A 16,871-nucleotide genomic window follows, 5' to 3' on the forward strand; every position below is an offset into this window, starting at 1 on the left:
CGTCTTGTCGCGCAGCAGACCCTCGACGCCCGCCTCGGCGTAGCGCCGCTGCCAGCGCCACACGGCCGGACGGCTGACGCCCGCTCGCCGGGCGACGTCCTGGACACTCAGGCGCTCGGCCGAGAGCAAGACGATGCGGGCGCGCTGGATATGTTTGAGCGGGCGAGAGCGGTCGCTGGCGATCGCAGCCAGCCGTGCCGCGTCGCTCGTATCGAGAAGAACGCATACCGTCTGAGCCATGGCCCAGACTCGCACGCCTCACCGCCTGCGTGAATCCTCCGTCCGCGTCACTGCACTAGGGCGTCTCTGCAAAGGGTTCACAGGCCGCGGGATCGGCCCCATGTGGGCCTGATGCGACGCTTTGAACTGACTGACGCGCAGTGGGAGCAGATCGCCCCGCTGCTGCCTGCGCAGAAGCCGCGCACGGGCCGGCCCGCCGAGGATCACCGCCAAGTGCTCAACGGCATGCTCTGGATCCTGCGTACCGGTGCTCCCTGGGAGGACCTGCCGGCCCGCTACGGGGCGGTCGGAACCGTGTCGAGCCGGTTCTACCGCTGGCGCAAGGCCGGCGTGTTCGACCGGGTGCTGCAGCGCCTGCAGGCGTAGGCGGACGCCCGCGGCGCCCTGGACTGGGATCTGCACTTCGTGGACGCCACGGTGGTGCGCGCCCACCAGCACGCCGCCGGGGCACGCCGGTCCGGCGCCATCGGGGGGTGAGGCCACCGTCGAGGGCGTGGGCGAAGCGCTCGGGCGCAGCCAGGGCGGGTTCTCCACCAAGCTGCATCTGCGCGCCGAGGGCGGCGGCAAGCCGATCGCGGCGGTGCTGACGGCCGGCGAAAGGCACGAGCAGTTCGCACTGGACGCCTTGATGGACAAGGGCGCGGTCCCGCGCTCAGGGCGAGGCCGCCCGCGCCTGCGGCCCCGTAGGACGGCAGGGGACCGGGGTTACTCCAGTCCGCCGGCGCGTTGTCGCCTCAGGCAGCGTCGGATCGAGCCGGTCATCCCGACCCGCAAGGACCAGCCGCGTCAGCCCGACTTTGACAAGGCCGCGTACCGCGAGCGCAACAAGGTCGAGCGGCTGATCAACCGCCTCAAGCAGTATCGCCGCATCGCCACCCGCTACGAGAAGCGGGCTGCCAACTACCTCGCCATGGTCACCCTCGGCATGACCATGCTCTGGCTCACATGAGTTTGCAGAGACGCCCTAGTCCTCGTCGTCCTCGTCCTGGTGCCGGCCCTTGAGCTTGGCGAAGACCGAATCCGCGTCGAGCCGCTCCTCGCGGCCGCCGTGATCGTCCTCCTGCTCCCGCTCGTCCGCATCGCGGGCCGTGGAGACCTCGGTCGGCAGCAGCGAGGCGCCGGACTCGGCCGCGACCGCGGCCGGGCGGTCGGCTGCCGCGCGCTGGACCTCGAAGTCGAGGTTGATCTGGGTGGTCAGGCCGAGCGTCACCGGATCCATCGGCTGGAGCGAGCCCGAGTTCCAGTGGGTGCGTTCACGGATCTGCTGGATCGTCGACTTGGTGGTGCCGACCAGCCGGATGATCTGCGAATCCTTGAGCTCCGGGTGATTGCGCAGCAGCCACAGGATGGCGTTCGGCCGGTCCTGACGGCGCGACAGCGGGGTATAGCGCGGCCCCTTGGTGGTGCGCTTCACCTCCGGCAACTTTACCTTCGAGACCGCAGGCTTCAGCTTGTAGTGCGGCGCCTTCTGGGCCTTCTCGATCTCGTCGCGGGTGAGCTGGCCGGTGGAGACCGGGTCGAGCCCCTTGATGCCGGCCGCGACCTCGCCGTCGGCGATGCCCTTCACCTCCAGCGGGTGCAGCTTGCAGAAATCGGCGATCTGCTCGAAGGCGAGCGAGGTGTTCTCGACCAGCCAGACGGCGGTCGCCTTGGGCATCAGCGGACCCTGGGACATGTCTTCTCGTGCTCCGGCCTGGCGGGACGGGGGCCGGGCATCGGGCCGCGGGCTCCGGATGGTGGATCCGGACGTCCCGTCTCACGCTGTCGAATGGGGATGAGGCACTATAGGCCCGGGCGGGGAGGGGCGCAATCGCGGGTTACGCGGTTCGGGGCATCAGGCGCGGATTCCGCGAGCGGCGAGAACCGCGGCTCAAATCCGGCCGTGAGTCTGACCGCCTCCTTCAACAATAATCCGCGCCCTCTCAGCGCGGGCGCACCCCGTCGAGGAACAGTCGCACCGCCGCCTGGCGCCGCCGCTCCTGCGCCTCCGGATCGGTGGCAATGCCGTAGAGAGTCGCCTGGGACGACCGGCCGAGGACGAGGCTGAGGAACAGGTCGGCCGCGATCTCGGGATCCGCCACCGCGATCCGGCCGCGCCGGGCGAAGGCGTCGAGCAGTTGCGCCACGGCGCGCACGCCGCGCAGCCAGCCCTCCTCGTGGGCGAGGCGGGCGAGTTCGGGAAACTGCAGCGCCTGGGCCACGAGGTTGCGCTTGAGCATCGCCGCGCCGGGCGACTGCCCGTGGGCCAGAAGGGTGAGGCTGAGATCGTGCAGGGCGGTCTCGACGTCGTCACGCCCGCCCTGCGCGGCCTGGGCCTCGGCGGCGGCGGAGAGCGGCGCCAGCCACGCGGCGATCCGCTCGCGCAGGACCGCCTCGAACAGCGCCCGCTTGTCGCGGTAGCGGGCATAGACCGTCGGCTTGCTCATCCCGGCGGCCTCGGCCACCGCGTCGATGGAGGTGGCGTCGAAGCCACGCTCCAGGAACAGGGTCGTTGCCACGGCGATCAGGTGTGCCTCGCGCCGGGCCGCCTCCGCACGGGTCGGCCGACCGCCCCGCCGCGGCCCCGCCGGATCGATCTCCGTGACCGTCACCCGCGATCCTCCTTGCTCAACACGGCCATTCGGATTATCAAAACGATACCGTACCGTTTTGATTCTGGCCAGACCCGATGGACGCACGTCGCAGCGACAGCTTCAAGAGCGCCGAGCCGGTCGCGGGCGCCGCGACCGGCTCGGCCGCACCGGCAGCCCTCGCGGCGAAGCCGCGCCGCGGCCGGGCGCGGGCCGTCCTGCCCCTGGTGGGCCTGCTCGCGCTCGGCGGGGCGGGGACCTATGGCTGGCACTGGTGGAGCGTCGGGCGCTTCCTCGAGACCACCGACGACGCCTACCTGCAATCCGACAAGGTCACGGTGGCGCCCCGCATCGCCGGCATCGTCGCTGCGGTGATGGTCGGCGACAACCAGCCGGTGAAGGCCGGCGACGTGATCGCGCGCCTCGACGACCGGTCCTACCGGGTCCAGCTCAAGCAGGCCGAGGCCGAGGTCGACAAGGACCGGGCGCAGGTGCTCGGCGTCGCCGCCGCGATCGTCCAGCAGCAGGCGCAGGTCGCCTCCTCGCGGGCCGACCTCGCCAATGCCGAGGCCGCGCTGACCTTCGCGCAGCAGGAATACACCCGCTACCAGAACCTGCTGCAGACCGGATCCGGCACGGTGCAGCGCCAGCAGCAGGCGGATGCCGACCTGCGCCAGCGCCACGCCGCCCGCGACAAGGCGGCCGCCTCGCTCGACGCCGCGCAGAAGCAGATCGACAGCCTGAAGGCGCTCGAGGCCAGCACCCGCGCGAGCCTGGAGGGCGCGCAGGCGAAGGTCGAGGGGGTGAGGCTCGACCTCAGCTACACCACCATCCTGGCGCCGATCGATGGCGTGGCCGGCGACCGGGCGCTGCGGGTCGGCCAGGTGGTCTCGCCCGGCACCGGGCTCCTGACCCTCGTGCCCATGGGCCGGGACATCTACTTGGTGGCGAACTTCAAGGAGACCCAGACCGGGCACATGGTCGAGGGCCAGCGCGTCACCGTCACGGTGGACGCCTTCGGCGACCATGAATTCCAGGGCCGGATCGAGAGCTTCTCGCCGGGTACCGGCTCGCAATTCGCGCTGCTGCCGCCCGAAAATGCCACCGGCAACTTCACCAAGGTGGTGCAGCGCGTGCCCGTGCGCGTCGCCCTCGACCCGTCGGACCCGCTCCTCGCCCGCCTGCGGCCCGGCCTCTCCGTGCAGGCGACGGTCCACACCCAGGATCCGGTGGAAGCGGTCGATCCGGCCCGGCGCGGACCGAAGCCCGCCCCGGCGGCCCTCGTCAGCGAGGCCCTGCCCCGATGAGCACCGTGCCGGCCGGGGCCGCTCCGGAGGCGAAGGCTAGCGCGCGGGACTGGCTCGCCGTGTTCGGCGCGATCCTCGGCGCCTTCACCGCAATCCTCGACATCCAGATCACCAACGCCTCGCTCGCCGACATCCAGGGGGCGCTCGGCGCCTCCACGGAGGAGGGGAGCTGGATCTCCACCGCCTACCTGATGGCCGAGATCATCGTGATCCCGCTCACCGGCTGGCTCGCCTCGGTGATCGGCCTGCGCCGCTACCTCGCGGTGAACACGATGCTGTTCACCGCCTTCTCGCTGGCCTGCGCGCTCTCGACCACCTTGAGCCAGATGATCCTGTTCCGGGCCGGCCAGGGCTTCACCGGCGGCGTGCTGATCCCCACTGCCATCGTGATCGTGCGCACGCGGCTGCCGAAGAGCCAGCAGGCGGTCGGCATCGCGTTGTTCGGGCTGACCGCGACCTTCGCGCCGGCCATCGGCCCGACGGTGGGGGGCTGGCTCACCGACAACCTGTCCTGGCACTACATCTTCTACTTGAACCTGATCTTCGGACCCGTGGCGGCCGCGATCCAGCTCGGCGCCTTCGAGGCCGCGCCCGCGCGCTGGGGCGACTTGCTCAAGGGCGACTGGATCGGCATCGGCCTGATGGCCACCGGCCTTCCGGCGCTGACGTTCGTGCTGGAGGAAGGCCAGCGCAAGGACTGGTTCGGGTCACCGGTGATCGTCGAGGCGAGCTGGATCGCGGTCGCCGGCATCGTCGGGTTCATCCTCCGCGAGCTGACGGCGGCGAGGCCCTTCATCAACCTGCGGGTTCTGGCCAACCGCTCGGTCGGCGGCGCCTGCGTGCTGATGACCGTTCTGGGCGCGGTCTCGTACGGGTCGATCTACATCATCCCGGTCTACTGCGCGCAGATCCAGGGCTACAACGCCCAGCAGATCGGCACCGTGGTGATGTGGTCGGGCCTGCCGCAGCTGCTGCTGTTCCCGATGATGCCGCTGATCATGCGCGCCGTGGACGCGCGGCTCCTCGTGGTCACCGGCACGCTGTTCTTCATCGCGAGCTGCTGGATCAATGTGGGGCTCACCCACGACGTCGGCGCCGACCAGCTGATCCTGCCGCAGATCATGCGGGCCATCGGCCAGCCGCTGTTCACGATCCCGCTCTCCCAGCTCTCCACGGCCGGCCTCGCGCCCCGCGACACCGCGGACGCCTCGGCCTTGTCCAACATGATGCGCAATCTCGGCGGCTCGATCGGCATCGCCATGCTCTCGACCATGATCGACCGGCGGGAGCACTTCCATTTCTCGATGCTGGCCGAGGCGATCACCGTCAACGCCACCCGCACCCAGGACCGGCTCACGGCGCTGGCGGCCGGGATGCACGCCCGCATCGCCGACCCGCTGGCCGCCAAGGGCGTCGCGCTGGGCCAGCTCGCCGCCCAGGTCCGCCGCGAGGCCTATGTCATGGCCTACGCGGACGGGTTCTGGCTGGTGGGGGTAAGCCTCGTGGCGAGCCTCGCGGTGGTGGCGGTCCTCAAGAAGCCGCAGCGCGCCGCCGGGCCCGTGGAGGCGCACTGAGTGGCCGGGCGCCTACTTCCCCGGCAGGTTGTGGACGATCGGGAAGAACGTGTCCTTCCAGTCCTTGGGCTCGGCCTTGATGGTCTTCATGGCGTAGAAGTGCCGGGCTTGGAGCATGATGCCGTAGGGGGTGGTGGAGAAGTTCGTCCCCGGCTCCTTCATGATCTCGACCAGGGTCTCGGGGGGCGTCTTCTCCTTGGTGGCCGCCACGTAGTCCTTGGCGGCCTGGAGCGGGTCCTTGGCGATCGCGGCATTGGCCTCGTCGATGGCGGCCACGATGGCGGCGGCGAGCTTGGGGTTGCGGTTGAACCAGCCGGTCCGGGCGTAGAAGATCGCGTTGCTCACCGGCTCGCCGACCAGCTCGTAGGAATTGAGCACCTTGTGGATCGCCGGATCCTGCAGCTCGCGCTGCTGGAACGGCGGCAGCGAGAAGTGGCTGTTGACCTCGTTGTGCGGGCTGGCCAGGGCCGCCACCGCGTCGGGATGGCCGAGCTGGACGGTGAGGGGATCGAGCTTGGTGGCGTTCTCGGGACCGAACGCCGTCTTGGCGGCGATCTGGAGCAGCACCGCCTGCGAGGAGACCTTCACGGAGGGCAGCGCGATCTTGTCCTTGGCCGAGAAGTCGCCGAGCGTCTTCACGTCCGGATTGCGGGTCAGCAGCAGCATCGGCGTCGAGCCGACGCCGCACAGGCCCTTCACGTCCCCGCGGGTCCGATCGTTGAGCAGCAGCATGTTGGTCGAGCCGCTGTCGACGATGTCGATATTGCCCGAGAGCAGCGCGTCGTTGCCGGCCGCGCCGCTCGTCAGGTTGACCCATTCCACCGTGACGTCCCCGAGGCCCGCCGCCTTGGCGTGCTTCTCGATCAGCTTGTGCTGCTCGGCGAGCACGGCGGGCAGGTAGACGAAGCCCGGCTGCCGGCTGATCCGCACCTTGGCATCGTCGGCCCGGGCGGAGGTGGCCAGCGCCAGCCCGGCCAGCAGGAGGACCGATCCCGCTCGCAGGAGCCGGCGGCGGCCCAGCAGCGACGAGCCCGTCCGCGACGTACGCACCATGACGCTTCTCCCTGTGGCCCGGCGGCTCCGTGTCCGATCCGGGCTTGTCGTTGAAGCGAGTGGACAGAATCGGGCCGGCGCGCGCAAGGCCCTGCCGTCTCGGCCCGCTTACGCCGGAGCCTCAAAGTTCGGCGCCGGGAAATCATCGGCGCGGAGCGTTGGGTGATGATCGGGCGCGGCGCGAAGCGCCCCGCCATCGCGGCGACCGCTCCGGTCGGCATCGTCGCGGTCTCGGGATCGGGCTCGTCAGCGCGAAGCCCCGGGTCGAGGCGGGCCGGATGGCCGGGACGCGCAATCGGGCCGATGTGGCCACGGGGTGGCGGCCTCTTGCGAGGGCGCGGAGCGAGCCGGGCGCTCAGTCCGCCGAGAAGCCCCGCACCGCTGCCCGCACCAGCGCGTCGATCATCGGCCGTACGTCACCCACGCCGAGCGGCCCGAGGCTGCCGAGATCGGCGAGGTAGGTCATGCCGTGGACGCTGGACCACAGCGCCCGCGCCATCACGGGGATCGCCGCCTCGGCGAGGCGGCCGCCGTCGCGCAGCACCCCTTCCAGGATCCCGAACAGGGCCGCGATATCGGCCTGCACCGTGTCCGGCGCCGCCACGGTGCGGCGCTCGAAGATCGCCGCCCAGGCGGCGTGGTGCTCGCCTGCGAAAGCGAGGTAGGCGTCGGCCAGGCACAGGAGCCGCGCCTCCGTCTCCCGCGACGGGCAGGCCGCCAGCGCCCCCGCCAGGGTGTCCCGGAGCTGGCGCATGGTGACGGCATTGGCCTCCAGCCGCAGCAATTCCAGGCTGTCGAACTGCGTGTAGACCGAGCCCACCGCCGTGCCGGCCCGCTCCGCGACGCCCCGCGCGGTCAGCGCCGTGACGCCGCCCTCGTTCAGGATCGCCAAGGCGGCGGCGATCAGGGCCCGGCGATCGGCCTCCCGGTCGCCCGCCTCCTTCCGCGGTCGCCCGCGCATTTTTTTATGAACCTCGTTCATTTTATCCCTTGCACTCGGCCGCGTGCCGTGTTTACCTGTTTCATGAACGGCGCTCAATCAAATCCGGACACGGTCCGGGCCGCCGTTCCCGCGAGGTGAACCGTGATGAGGACCCTCTCCTTCCTGATGCGCGGCGTGATCGCCGACAACGCCCAGGCGATCCACGACGCCCATGCCGTGACGATCCTGCGCCAGCAGATCCGGGAGGCCGCCGGCGCCCTGGCGACCGCCCGCCGGGAACTGGCCGTCGCCATGGCCTACCACGCGGCCGAGGCGCGCGCCCTGGCGGCGATCGGCGGCCGGATCGACACCCTGTCGGACGGGGCGCGCCGGGCGCTCGGCGACGGCCGCGAGGATCTCGGGACCGAGGCGGCGATCCACATCGCCGCCCTGGAGGACGAGCGGGCCGACCGCCGGGCCGCCGCCGAACGCTTCGCCGCCGAGGTCGAGCGGCTGAAGCGCCTGGTCGCGCAGGGCGGCGAGCGGCTGCGGGATCTCGACCTCGGGCTCCAGACCGCCCGCACCACCGAGGCCTTGCGCCGGGCCGGACTGGAGGGCCGCCGGGCCACGACCCTGTCGGCCGGCGCGCTGGGCGAGGCCGAGCGGACCCTGGAGCGCCTGCGCGCGCGGCAGGCGGCCGAGGCGGACGTCGCCGCCGCGCTGACCGAGCTGGAGACGGAGGCCGGGGGCGGGATCGAGGCCGACCTCGAAGCGGCCGGCTACGGCCGTCCGCGCACGGACCCCCGGACGGTGCTCGACCGGCTCAGGGCCCGGCCCTGACCGGATCTGCATGACCCCCGACTTTGATCACCCCACAGGAGCGCACCATGACACCGCAGATGCCCCATACCGGCGCCTGGAAGACCTTCACGCTGGTCAGCTTCGCCGCCGCCGCCGCCATGCTGACGATCGGCATCTTCTTCCTGCCCGCGGATATCTGGATCAAGGGCTACCTCGCCATGGCGTCGCTGTTCCTCACGGGCACGACCTTCACGCTGGCCAAGACCCTGCGCGACGAGCACGAGGCGAACCGGCTGATCAACAAGATCGAGGACGCCGCCGCCGAGCGCGTCCTGCGCGAGGCGGTGCCGGGCCGGCTCTGACCGGCTCCGAGGCGTCCGTTCAGCCCGCAGCGTCCAGGAACGCGGCGAGCACCCGGGAAAATTCCGGGGTCCGCAGGTAGCCGTAGGATTTGTGCCGGTTCTCGGCGCCGTCCGGCCTCCGGTAGGCGTTGATCACCGGCACGTCCCGCACCCGCACGCCGACGGCGTTCGGCGCGTAGAGGGCCGCGAGGTCGTCGCCCACCGTGGCGATGTCCTGCCGGTCCATCAGGTTGGTCCAGGCGGTGAGCGCCGCCGGCACCCGGAGATCGCCGTGCTCGTCGGCGAGCTTCAGCTTCAGTTCGGCAAGCCCGAGGGGCGCGCCGAGGGTGACCAGGGCGCAGCGGGGCATCGGCGTCCCGTCCGCCTCGGCGGCGCGCAGCACGTCGTAGGCGATCAGGCTGCCCATCGAATGCGCAGCGATCAGCACGGCATCCGTCGCGGCCGCGGCCAGCGTGTCGCGCAGGCGCGCCCGCGCCGCCGAGCGGAACGCCGCATCCTCGTAGTAGCCCCAGAGATCGTCGAGGCGGTATTCCAGGATCAGGTCGTCCACCGGCGTCAGCCCGGCGGCCTCCTGCAGGTGCGACAGGCCGCGATAGATCCGGTCGGTGAGGGTCGGCTCGGCGCTGTCGGGATGGCCCGCCGGGGAGGGGAACGGCCCGAGGCCGTAATCGGGACCGTAGGGCTCGCGGTTGCGGTCGCCGGAGAGCGGCTGCGGGTAGCGCAAATCCGCCCAGTAGACGAAGGTGAAGGGCAGATCGGCCTCGGCCACCCGGAGCCCGAGATTGCGGTCGAGCCCCTCACGGATCGCGGCGTGCCACCACGCGGCCTTCTCATCCCGGGGCGGCTTGTTGGCGAGCCCGTGGATGCCGATGATGTGCGCCCGACCCAGTGTCCGCTCCCAGACCAACAAGAGTGCCGGCCGGGCAAGATAGAGCCGTCCCGCGCGGACGGAACTGCGGCTTAATTTCAGCGCATCCGCTGGCGGCCCGTCGCCCCATTGCCACACGGCGGTCCCGCCATAGCTGCGCTGCGGGAACCGGATCGAACCCGGGGCCTTCTCCCACGACAGATGATCCTGCTGCGCTTGTGCCCCGGTGCGCGCGGCCAATGACGAGGACGGTGGCCCGATGCGGCGCGCCCACAGCATGGAATTCGGGGCCGAGATGGTCGGGGGCGGCGTCCGCTTCGCCCTCTGGGCGCCCACCGCCCGGAGCGTCGACCTCGTCGTCGACGGCATCGATCATCCGCTGCCGGAATCCGGCGGCGGCTGGCGGCGCACCGCCCTGCCCGGGGTGAAGCCCGGCGCCCGATACGGCTTCCGCATCGACGGCGACCTCGTCGCCCCCGATCCCGCCTCGCGCTTCCAGCCCGACGACGTTTCGGGCCTCAGCGAGGTGATCGACCCGCGCGCCTACGCGTGGTCCGACGAGGGCTGGGCCGGGCGGCCCTTCGAGGAGGCGGTGATCTACGAGTGCCATGTCGGCACCGCGACGCCGGAGGGCACCTATGCCGGCCTGCAGGCGCGGCTGCCCGACCTGAAGGCGCTCGGCGTCACCGCCATCGAGCTGCTGCCGCTCGCCGACTTCAAGGGCTCGCGCAACTGGGGCTACGACGGCGTCCAGCCCTACGCGCCCGACGGCGCCTACGGCCGGCCCGACGACCTCAAGCGCCTGATCGACACCGCCCACGGGCTCGGCCTGATGGTCTATCTCGACGCGGTCTACAACCATTTCGGCCCAGCCGGGAACTACCTCCACGCCTACGCCAAGACGTTCTTCACGGAGCGCCACCAGACGCCCTGGGGCGCGGGCATCAACTTCGACGGCAAGGAGAGCGGCGCCACGGTGCGGCAGTTCTTCATCCAGAACGCCCTGTACTGGCTGGAGGAGTACCGGTTCGACGGCCTGCGCTTCGACGCCGTCCACGCGATCCTCGACGATTCACCCCGCCACTTCCTGGCCGAGCTCGGCGAGACGGTCCGCAGGACCTTCCCGGACCGGCAGATCCACCTGATGCTGGAGAACGAGGCCAATCAGGCCCGCTGGCTGGAGCGGGACGCCGCCGGGCGCCCGAAGATGCACGACGCCCAGTGGGCCGACGACCTGCACCATTGCTGGCACGTGCTGCTGACGGGCGAGGATGCCGGCTACTATAAGAGCTTTGCCGACAAACCGGTCGCACATCTCGCCCGCTGCCTCGCGGAGGGTTTTGCGTATCAGGGCGAGCCGTTCGCCACGCTCGACAACCATCCCCGCGGCGAGCCCTCCGGGCACCTGCCGCCCTCCGCCTTCGTGACCTTCCTGCAGAACCACGATCAGGTCGGCAACCGCGCCCTGGGCGAACGGCTCAACCACCTGGCCGATCCGAAAAAACTCGACCTTGCCCGGGCAGGGCTCCTGCTGGCGCCCCAGATCCCGATGCTCTGGATGGGCGAGGAATGGTCGGCCTCGGCGCCGTTCCTGTTCTTCGTCGACTTCGCGCCGGACGAGGACCTGAACAAGGCGGTGCGCGACGGCCGCCGCCGGGAGTTCAAGAGCTTCGCGGCCTTCGCGGACGACACCTCGAAGATCCCGGACCCGACCGAGCGCGAGACCTTCGACGCGTCGAAGCTCGACTGGTCCGAGCGCGACCGCTCGCCCCACCGGGAGGTGCTGGCCGAGACGACGCGGCTCCTGGGGCTGCGGCGCGACGCGGTCGTGCCCCTGGCGAAGTCCGGCTACGACGGCGCCGCCGCCACCCTGCCGCGCGCCGACGTGGTCGATTGCACCTGGCGCTTCGGCGCCGGCACCCTGCGCTTCGTCGCCAATGTCGGCGACGCCCCCTTCGCGCTGGATCCGGGCGGCGCCCGATTGGTCTGGACCAACGCCCCGGACGGGGCCGGACGCGATCTCCCGTCCTGGACGGGCGTGTTCCTGACGGAGTCCCGCTCGTGAGCCCGCTGGAAAAACTCGCCGACCTCGTCGGCGTCGCCGCCGGCTACACCGACGCCTTCGGCAAGCCCGTCGAGACGCCGCTGGCAGTGCGCCGCGGCCTGCTCGCGGCGCTCGGCTTCGCGGTGGACGACGAGGCGGCCATCGCCGGGAGCCTCGCCGAGGTCGAGAGCCTGCGCCGCGGCCTGATCCCGCCGCTCCTGCCCGTGGAAGCCCGGCGCGCCGCACGCGTTCCGGTGCGTCCGCCGAACGGCGCGCCCCACACCCTGGTCTGGCGCCTCGTGGACGAGCGCGGCACGGCCCGCGAGGGGCGGGCGAACCCGCAAGGATCCGAGCCGGGCTTCGAACTGCCGCCGCTGACCCCGGGCTATCACCGCCTCACCGTGCAGGCCGGCCAGACCCGCACCGAATCCTGGGTGATCGCCGCGCCGCAGCGCTGCTGGCGTCCGCGCCCCTACACGGAGGAGGGCGCCTCCGACTGGGGCATGGCTGCCCAGCTCTACGGCCTGCGCTCGGGCAGCAATATCGGCATCGGCACCTACGCGGATGCCGGCGAGGCCGCCCGCGAGGCGGCCTTACGCGGGGCGGCGTTCTTAGGCCTGAGCCCGGTCCACGCTCTGTTCGGCTCCGACCGGACCAAGATCTCGCCCTACTCGCCCTCCTCGCGCCTGTTCCTCGAGACGCTGTTCATCGCACCCCGCAGCCTGCCGGGGCTCGCCGGATCGCGGGCCGAGGCGCTGCTGGCCGAGCGCGAAGACGCGATCGCGGCGCTCCGCGAGGCCGCCCTCGTCGACCATCAGGGCGTGCACGACGTGCTCGATCCGGTGCTCCGGGCCCTCTGGGCGGACTCGCCCGCCCGGGCCGGGACGGACGCGGGTTTCGAGCGCTTCCGCCAGGAGGGCGGCGCGGATCTCGAAGCGCACGCGATCTTCGAGGCCCTGTCGGAGCATTTCCGGGGGCAGGGGGCACACTGGCTGGGCGACTGGCCGGAGGATTACCGCCGAGCCGGCACGGAGGCGGTGACGGCCTTCGCGGCGGGGAACGCCGAGTTGGTCGGCTATCATGCCTGGCTGCAATATCTGGCCGACCAGCAGCTCGCGGCGGCTTCCGCGGCGGCGCTGGGTGCCGGCATGCGGGTCGGGCTCTACCGCGACCTCGCGGTCGGCGCCGACAGGGGCGGCTCCGAGATCTGGTCGCATCCCGAGCGCTTCGCCGACAAGGTCTCGATCGGCGCGCCGCCGGACCTGCTGGCGCCGAAGGGCCAGAACTGGGGCCTGCCGGCCTTCGACCCGCTGGCGATGGAGCGCGACGGGCTCGCGGCCTTCCGCGCCCTGGTCCAGGCAAACATGCGCCACGCCGGCGCGATCCGGATCGACCACGCCTTCCAGCTCGCCCGCCTGTTCCTGATCCCGCTGGGCGCGGGCGCCCAGGCCGGCGCCTACGTGGCCATGCCGTTCGAGCCGATGCTGGCGGTTCTGCGCCTGGAGAGCCACCGCAACAAGTGCCTCGTCATCGCGGAGGATCTCGGCACGGCGCCCGAGGGTTTCTCCGACGCGCTGATGCGGGCCGGGGTGCTGAGCTACCGGATCCTCGCCTTCGAGCGCGAGGCCGACGGGCGGTTCAAGCCGCCCTCCGCCTATCCGCGGGACGCGCTCACCGCCATCACCACCCACGACCTGCCGACCTTTGTCGGCTGGTGGCGCGGGGTCGACACCGACACCCGCCAGTCGCTGGGCCTCTACGATCACGAGCGGGCCGAGGCCGAGCGCGCCGAGCGCGTCGTCGAGCGCCGCCGCCTCGCCGAGGCGCTGGCCGGGGAGCAGCTTCTCCCCTCCGCCGAGCCGCCGGATGCCGCGCCCTTCGAGGCCGCCGCCCGCTACCTCGCTCGGGCGCCCTCGATGCTCACCGCCGTCCAGTACGAGGACGTGGTCTCCGAACTCGCCCAGGCCAACGTGCCGGGCTCGACCGAGGGCTATCCGAACTGGCGGCGCAAGCTCGACCGGGAGCTCGCCGACATCGCCGCCCCCGGCGGGCCGCTGGCGAAGCTCGCGGCCTCCCTCTCGGCGGAGGCGCGGGGCCCGCGCTCGGGCGCCGCGCGGCTCGCCGCGCCGCCGCCGCGCTCGACCTACCGGTTGCAGTTCCACAAGGACTTCACCTTTGCGGATGCGGGTCGGATCGTCCCCTACCTGCAGCGGCTCGGGATCAGCCACGTCTACGCCTCGCCGCTCCAGAAGGCGCGGCCCGGCTCGACCCACGGCTACGACATCGTCGACCACGGCGCGATCAACCCGGAACTCGGCGGCGAAGAGGGCTTCATCCGGCTCTCCGAGACGCTCCACGCCCACGGGATCAAGCTCCTCCTCGACATCGTCCCGAACCACATGGGCGTCGGCGGCTCCGACAACCCGTGGTGGCTCTCGGTGCTCGAATGGGGCTCGCTCTCGCCCTTCGCCGACGCGTTCGACATCGACTGGCAGCGGCTCGGGGCCGGGCGCAACCTCGTGATCCCGTTCCTGGGCGACCGCTACGGCGAGGCCCTGGAGAAGGGCACGCTGGAGCTGAAATTCGACCCCGACAAGGGCGCCTTCAGCGTCTGGCACTACGAGCACCAGCTCCCGATCCGACCTTTAAGCTACCCGACCATTCTCAACCGGGTGATCGCCGCCATCGGGGCGGTGGACGACGACACCACCGCGGAATTGCTCGCCATCTCCGAGCGGCTGCGGGCCATGTCGATCGACGCCGACGAGACCCGCAGAAAAACCTTCCCCGAGGAGGCCGAGGGGCTGAAGCGCCGGCTCGCCGAGATCTACGGCGTGTCGCCGCTGATCCAGGAGGCCACCGCCAGCACGCTGGCGCTGCTCAACGGCTTCAAGGGCCGCCCGGACAGCTTCGGGCCGCTGCACCGGCTGCTGGAGGCCCAGGCTTACCGGCTGGCCCATTGGCGGGTGGCGTCGAGCGACATCAACTACCGCCGCTTCTTCGACGTGAATTCCCTGGCGGGGCTGCGGGTCGAGCTCTCCGACATCTTCCACCGCTCGCACGAGACCGTGTTCCGGCACGTCCGCGAGGGCCGGATCGACGGCTTGCGCATCGACCACATCGACGGCCTCGCCGACCCGCTGGGCTACGCGCGGGCCCTTCAGGCGGCGGTGGGCCCCGGCTTCTACGTGGTGGTGGAGAAGATCCTGGAGCCCGGCGAGCGGCTGCGGCCCTGGCCGGTGGCCGGGACCACGGGCTACGACGTGCTCAACCAGCTCGACGGCATTCTCGTCGACAAGTCCCGGCGCGGGAAGGTCGAACGGCTCTACACCTGGGCCACCGGCTTCGACGAGCCCTACGGCTTCCAGCTCCGCGCCGCCAAGGCCGAGATCCTGGAAATCAGCTTCGCGAGCGAATTGGAGGTGCTGACCACCGACCTCAAGGAGGTCGCCGATGCCGACCGGCGCACCCGCGACTTCACCGTCAACGCGCTCCGCCGGGCGCTGATCGAGGTCATCGCGCGCTTCCCGACCTACCGGAGCTACCTGCCGCCGGAGCTGGAGGAGGGCGAGGTCGAGCCCGAGGACGTGCGCCTGATCGAGGGGGCGGTCGCCAAGGCCAAGCGCTGGTCGAGCCTGCCGGACCGCTCGGTCCACGATTTCGCCGCCGAAGTCCTGCTCGGGCGGATCGAGACCACGGGTCCGGGCCGGCCGGACCCCCGGGTGGTCCTGCGCTTCCGCCGCCGGTTCCAGCAGCTCACCGGCCCGGTCATGGCCAAGAGCCTGGAGGACACGCTGTTCTATCGCTACGCGTGCCTGCTGGGCCTCAACGAGGTCGGCGGTGATCCGGGCGAGTACGGGATCGACGAAGGCCATTTCCACGATCTGCAGATCGCCCGCGCCCGGGACTGGCCGAGCGCCATGATCACCACGGCGACCCACGACACCAAGCGGGGCGAGGATGCCCGCACCCGGCTGCTCGCCCTGTCGGAGATCCCGGAGGAATGGGCCAAGGCCTGGGACCTGTGGCAGCGGACCGCCGGGCCGCACCTCGCCCGCATCGACGGCGAGCCGGCTCCCGACGCCAACGACCAGTGGATGTTCTTCCAGGCGATCCTGGGCGCGTGGCCGCTGGAGTTGCTGGAGCAGGACGAACCCAGGGCGATCGAGGATTTCCGCAACCGGCTCATCGCCTACGGCGAGAAGGCCATGCGGGAGGGCAAGCGCCGGTCGAGTTGGGTCAACGTCGACGAGGTCTACGAAGGCGCGGTCAAGAAGCTGTTCACGGCGTTGATCGCACCGGGCTCGGACTTCCTGCGGGAGCTCCGGCCCTTCGCCCGGCGGCTCGCCCATCTCGGCATGCTGGCGAGCCTCGGTCGGACGGTCCTGAAATGCACTCTGCCGGGCCTGCCCGACACCTACCAGGGCACGGAGATCTGGGATTTCTCCTTCGTCGATCCCGACAACCGCCGCCCGGTGGATTATCCGGCCCTGGAACGGATGCTCGAACAGGGCGGCGAACCGGTGGCGTTGCTGGCGCATTGGCCGGATGGGCGGATCAAGCAGGCGACGCTGACGCGGTTGCTGGCCGAGCGGGCCGAGCGCCCGGATTTCTACGCCATCGCCGCCTACGAGCCCGTCGATGCGGCGGGGCCGCGGGCCGACCATGTCATCGCCTATCGGCGGGCCGATCCCGTCCAGGAGGGCGGCGACCTGTTCGTGGCGGTACCGCGGTTGGTGGCGAGCCTCGTCGGCGAGGCGGTCTGGTCGGGTGAGGCTTTTGCCGGCACCCGGGTGGATCTCGGGGCGGGCACACGCTGGCGGGACCTCGTCTCGGGGCGGATCGTTGAGAGTGAGGGGGAGGGGGCCGATCTCGGCGACCTCCTGCGCGACCTGCCCTACGCGGTGCTGCGGCGGGAGGCGTGATCCCTCCGTCATCGCGGGCGCAGCGAAGCGACCGAGGGCAGCGCGACCGCAAGAGGCACGGCGCCATCGGGATTGCTTCGCTTCGCCCGCAAAGATGACGGCGTTCCGGATGTTTCCACCGGCATCCTCTCCGCAGACCTGTCACGCAAGTCTGCTGAGAGAAGACCAGCCGAATCCATGAGGCACGCCCGGGCGGTTCGGGCGT

Annotated in this window: 12 protein-coding genes and 1 pseudogene; 7 read left to right on the top strand and 6 right to left on the bottom strand. The window is 71.3% G+C overall.

Annotated elements, in window-relative coordinates:
* Nucleotides 1–240: helix-turn-helix domain-containing protein (locus BLT59_RS27310; protein WP_139174127.1), on the bottom strand; the 240-nt coding region annotated here is incomplete at its 3' end.
* 111 nt (nt 241–351) lie between these two features.
* Between BLT59_RS27310 and BLT59_RS27315 the strand changes: the two are divergent.
* Nucleotides 352–1,189, top strand: a pseudogene (locus BLT59_RS27315) (IS5-like element ISMra2 family transposase).
* A gap of 15 nt (nt 1,190–1,204) precedes the next feature.
* On the opposite strand, the gene BLT59_RS27320 reads toward BLT59_RS27315, so the two are convergent.
* Both BLT59_RS27320 and BLT59_RS27325 read right to left on the bottom strand, forming a co-directional pair.
* A complete protein-coding gene (locus BLT59_RS27320) occupies nt 1,205–1,915 on the bottom strand; it encodes a DUF1013 domain-containing protein (RefSeq protein WP_091788444.1) in 711 nt (236 codons plus the stop codon).
* 247 nt (nt 1,916–2,162) lie between these two features.
* On the bottom strand, nt 2,163–2,831 hold the full coding sequence (locus BLT59_RS27325) for a TetR/AcrR family transcriptional regulator (RefSeq protein ID WP_091788448.1): 669 nt from the start codon (nt 2,829–2,831) through the stop codon (nt 2,163–2,165).
* A 77-nt stretch (nt 2,832–2,908) separates the two neighbouring features.
* Between BLT59_RS27325 and BLT59_RS27330 the strand changes: the two genes are divergently transcribed.
* Nucleotides 2,909–4,117 (top strand): HlyD family secretion protein, encoded by a 1,209-nt coding sequence (locus BLT59_RS27330; protein ID WP_091788451.1) that lies wholly within the window; start codon nt 2,909–2,911, stop codon nt 4,115–4,117.
* Nucleotides 4,114–5,691: a DHA2 family efflux MFS transporter permease subunit gene (locus BLT59_RS27335; protein WP_091788454.1), complete on the top strand. Its 1,578-nt coding sequence runs from the start codon at nt 4,114–4,116 to the stop codon at nt 5,689–5,691. Before BLT59_RS27330 ends, BLT59_RS27335 begins: the two co-directional genes overlap by 4 nt.
* Before the next feature lie 12 nt (nt 5,692–5,703).
* Here the strand turns inward: BLT59_RS27335 and BLT59_RS27340 are convergent, their stop codons facing one another.
* A complete protein-coding gene (locus BLT59_RS27340; RefSeq protein WP_091788457.1) occupies nt 5,704–6,744 on the bottom strand; it encodes an ABC transporter substrate-binding protein in 1,041 nt (346 codons plus the stop codon).
* Between the two features lie 355 nt (nt 6,745–7,099).
* Entirely contained in the window at nt 7,100–7,726 is a 627-nt protein-coding gene (locus tag BLT59_RS27345; RefSeq protein ID WP_091788460.1) for a TetR/AcrR family transcriptional regulator, read from the bottom strand.
* A 105-nt stretch (nt 7,727–7,831) separates the two neighbouring features.
* On the opposite strand from BLT59_RS27345, the gene BLT59_RS27350 reads away from it, so the two are divergent.
* On the top strand, nt 7,832–8,506 hold the full coding sequence (locus tag BLT59_RS27350; protein ID WP_091788463.1) for a PspA/IM30 family protein: 675 nt from the start codon (nt 7,832–7,834) through the stop codon (nt 8,504–8,506).
* A 47-nt stretch (nt 8,507–8,553) separates the two neighbouring features.
* A complete protein-coding gene (locus tag BLT59_RS27355) occupies nt 8,554–8,829 on the top strand; it encodes a YiaA/YiaB family inner membrane protein (protein ID WP_091788466.1) in 276 nt (91 codons plus the stop codon).
* Nucleotides 8,830–8,848: 19 nt separating this feature from the next.
* On the opposite strand, the gene BLT59_RS27360 is transcribed toward BLT59_RS27355, so the two are convergent.
* On the bottom strand, nt 8,849–9,739 hold the full coding sequence (locus BLT59_RS27360; RefSeq protein ID WP_175544155.1) for a hypothetical protein: 891 nt from the start codon (nt 9,737–9,739) through the stop codon (nt 8,849–8,851).
* A gap of 217 nt (nt 9,740–9,956) precedes the next feature.
* On the opposite strand from BLT59_RS27360, the gene treZ reads away from it, so the two are divergent.
* Together treZ and BLT59_RS27370 are read left to right on the top strand one after the other, a co-directional pair.
* A complete protein-coding gene (treZ, locus tag BLT59_RS27365) occupies nt 9,957–11,762 on the top strand; it encodes a malto-oligosyltrehalose trehalohydrolase (protein WP_091788541.1) in 1,806 nt (601 codons plus the stop codon).
* Nucleotides 11,759–16,666: a malto-oligosyltrehalose synthase gene (locus BLT59_RS27370; RefSeq protein WP_091788472.1), complete on the top strand. Its 4,908-nt coding sequence runs from the start codon at nt 11,759–11,761 to the stop codon at nt 16,664–16,666. The genes treZ and BLT59_RS27370 overlap by 4 nt, the downstream gene beginning before the upstream one ends.
* Nucleotides 16,667–16,871: the final 205 nt, after the last annotated feature.

This window comes from Methylobacterium sp. UNC378MF, from assembly GCF_900103195.1.
Classification (GTDB): Bacteria; Pseudomonadota; Alphaproteobacteria; order Rhizobiales; family Beijerinckiaceae; genus Methylobacterium.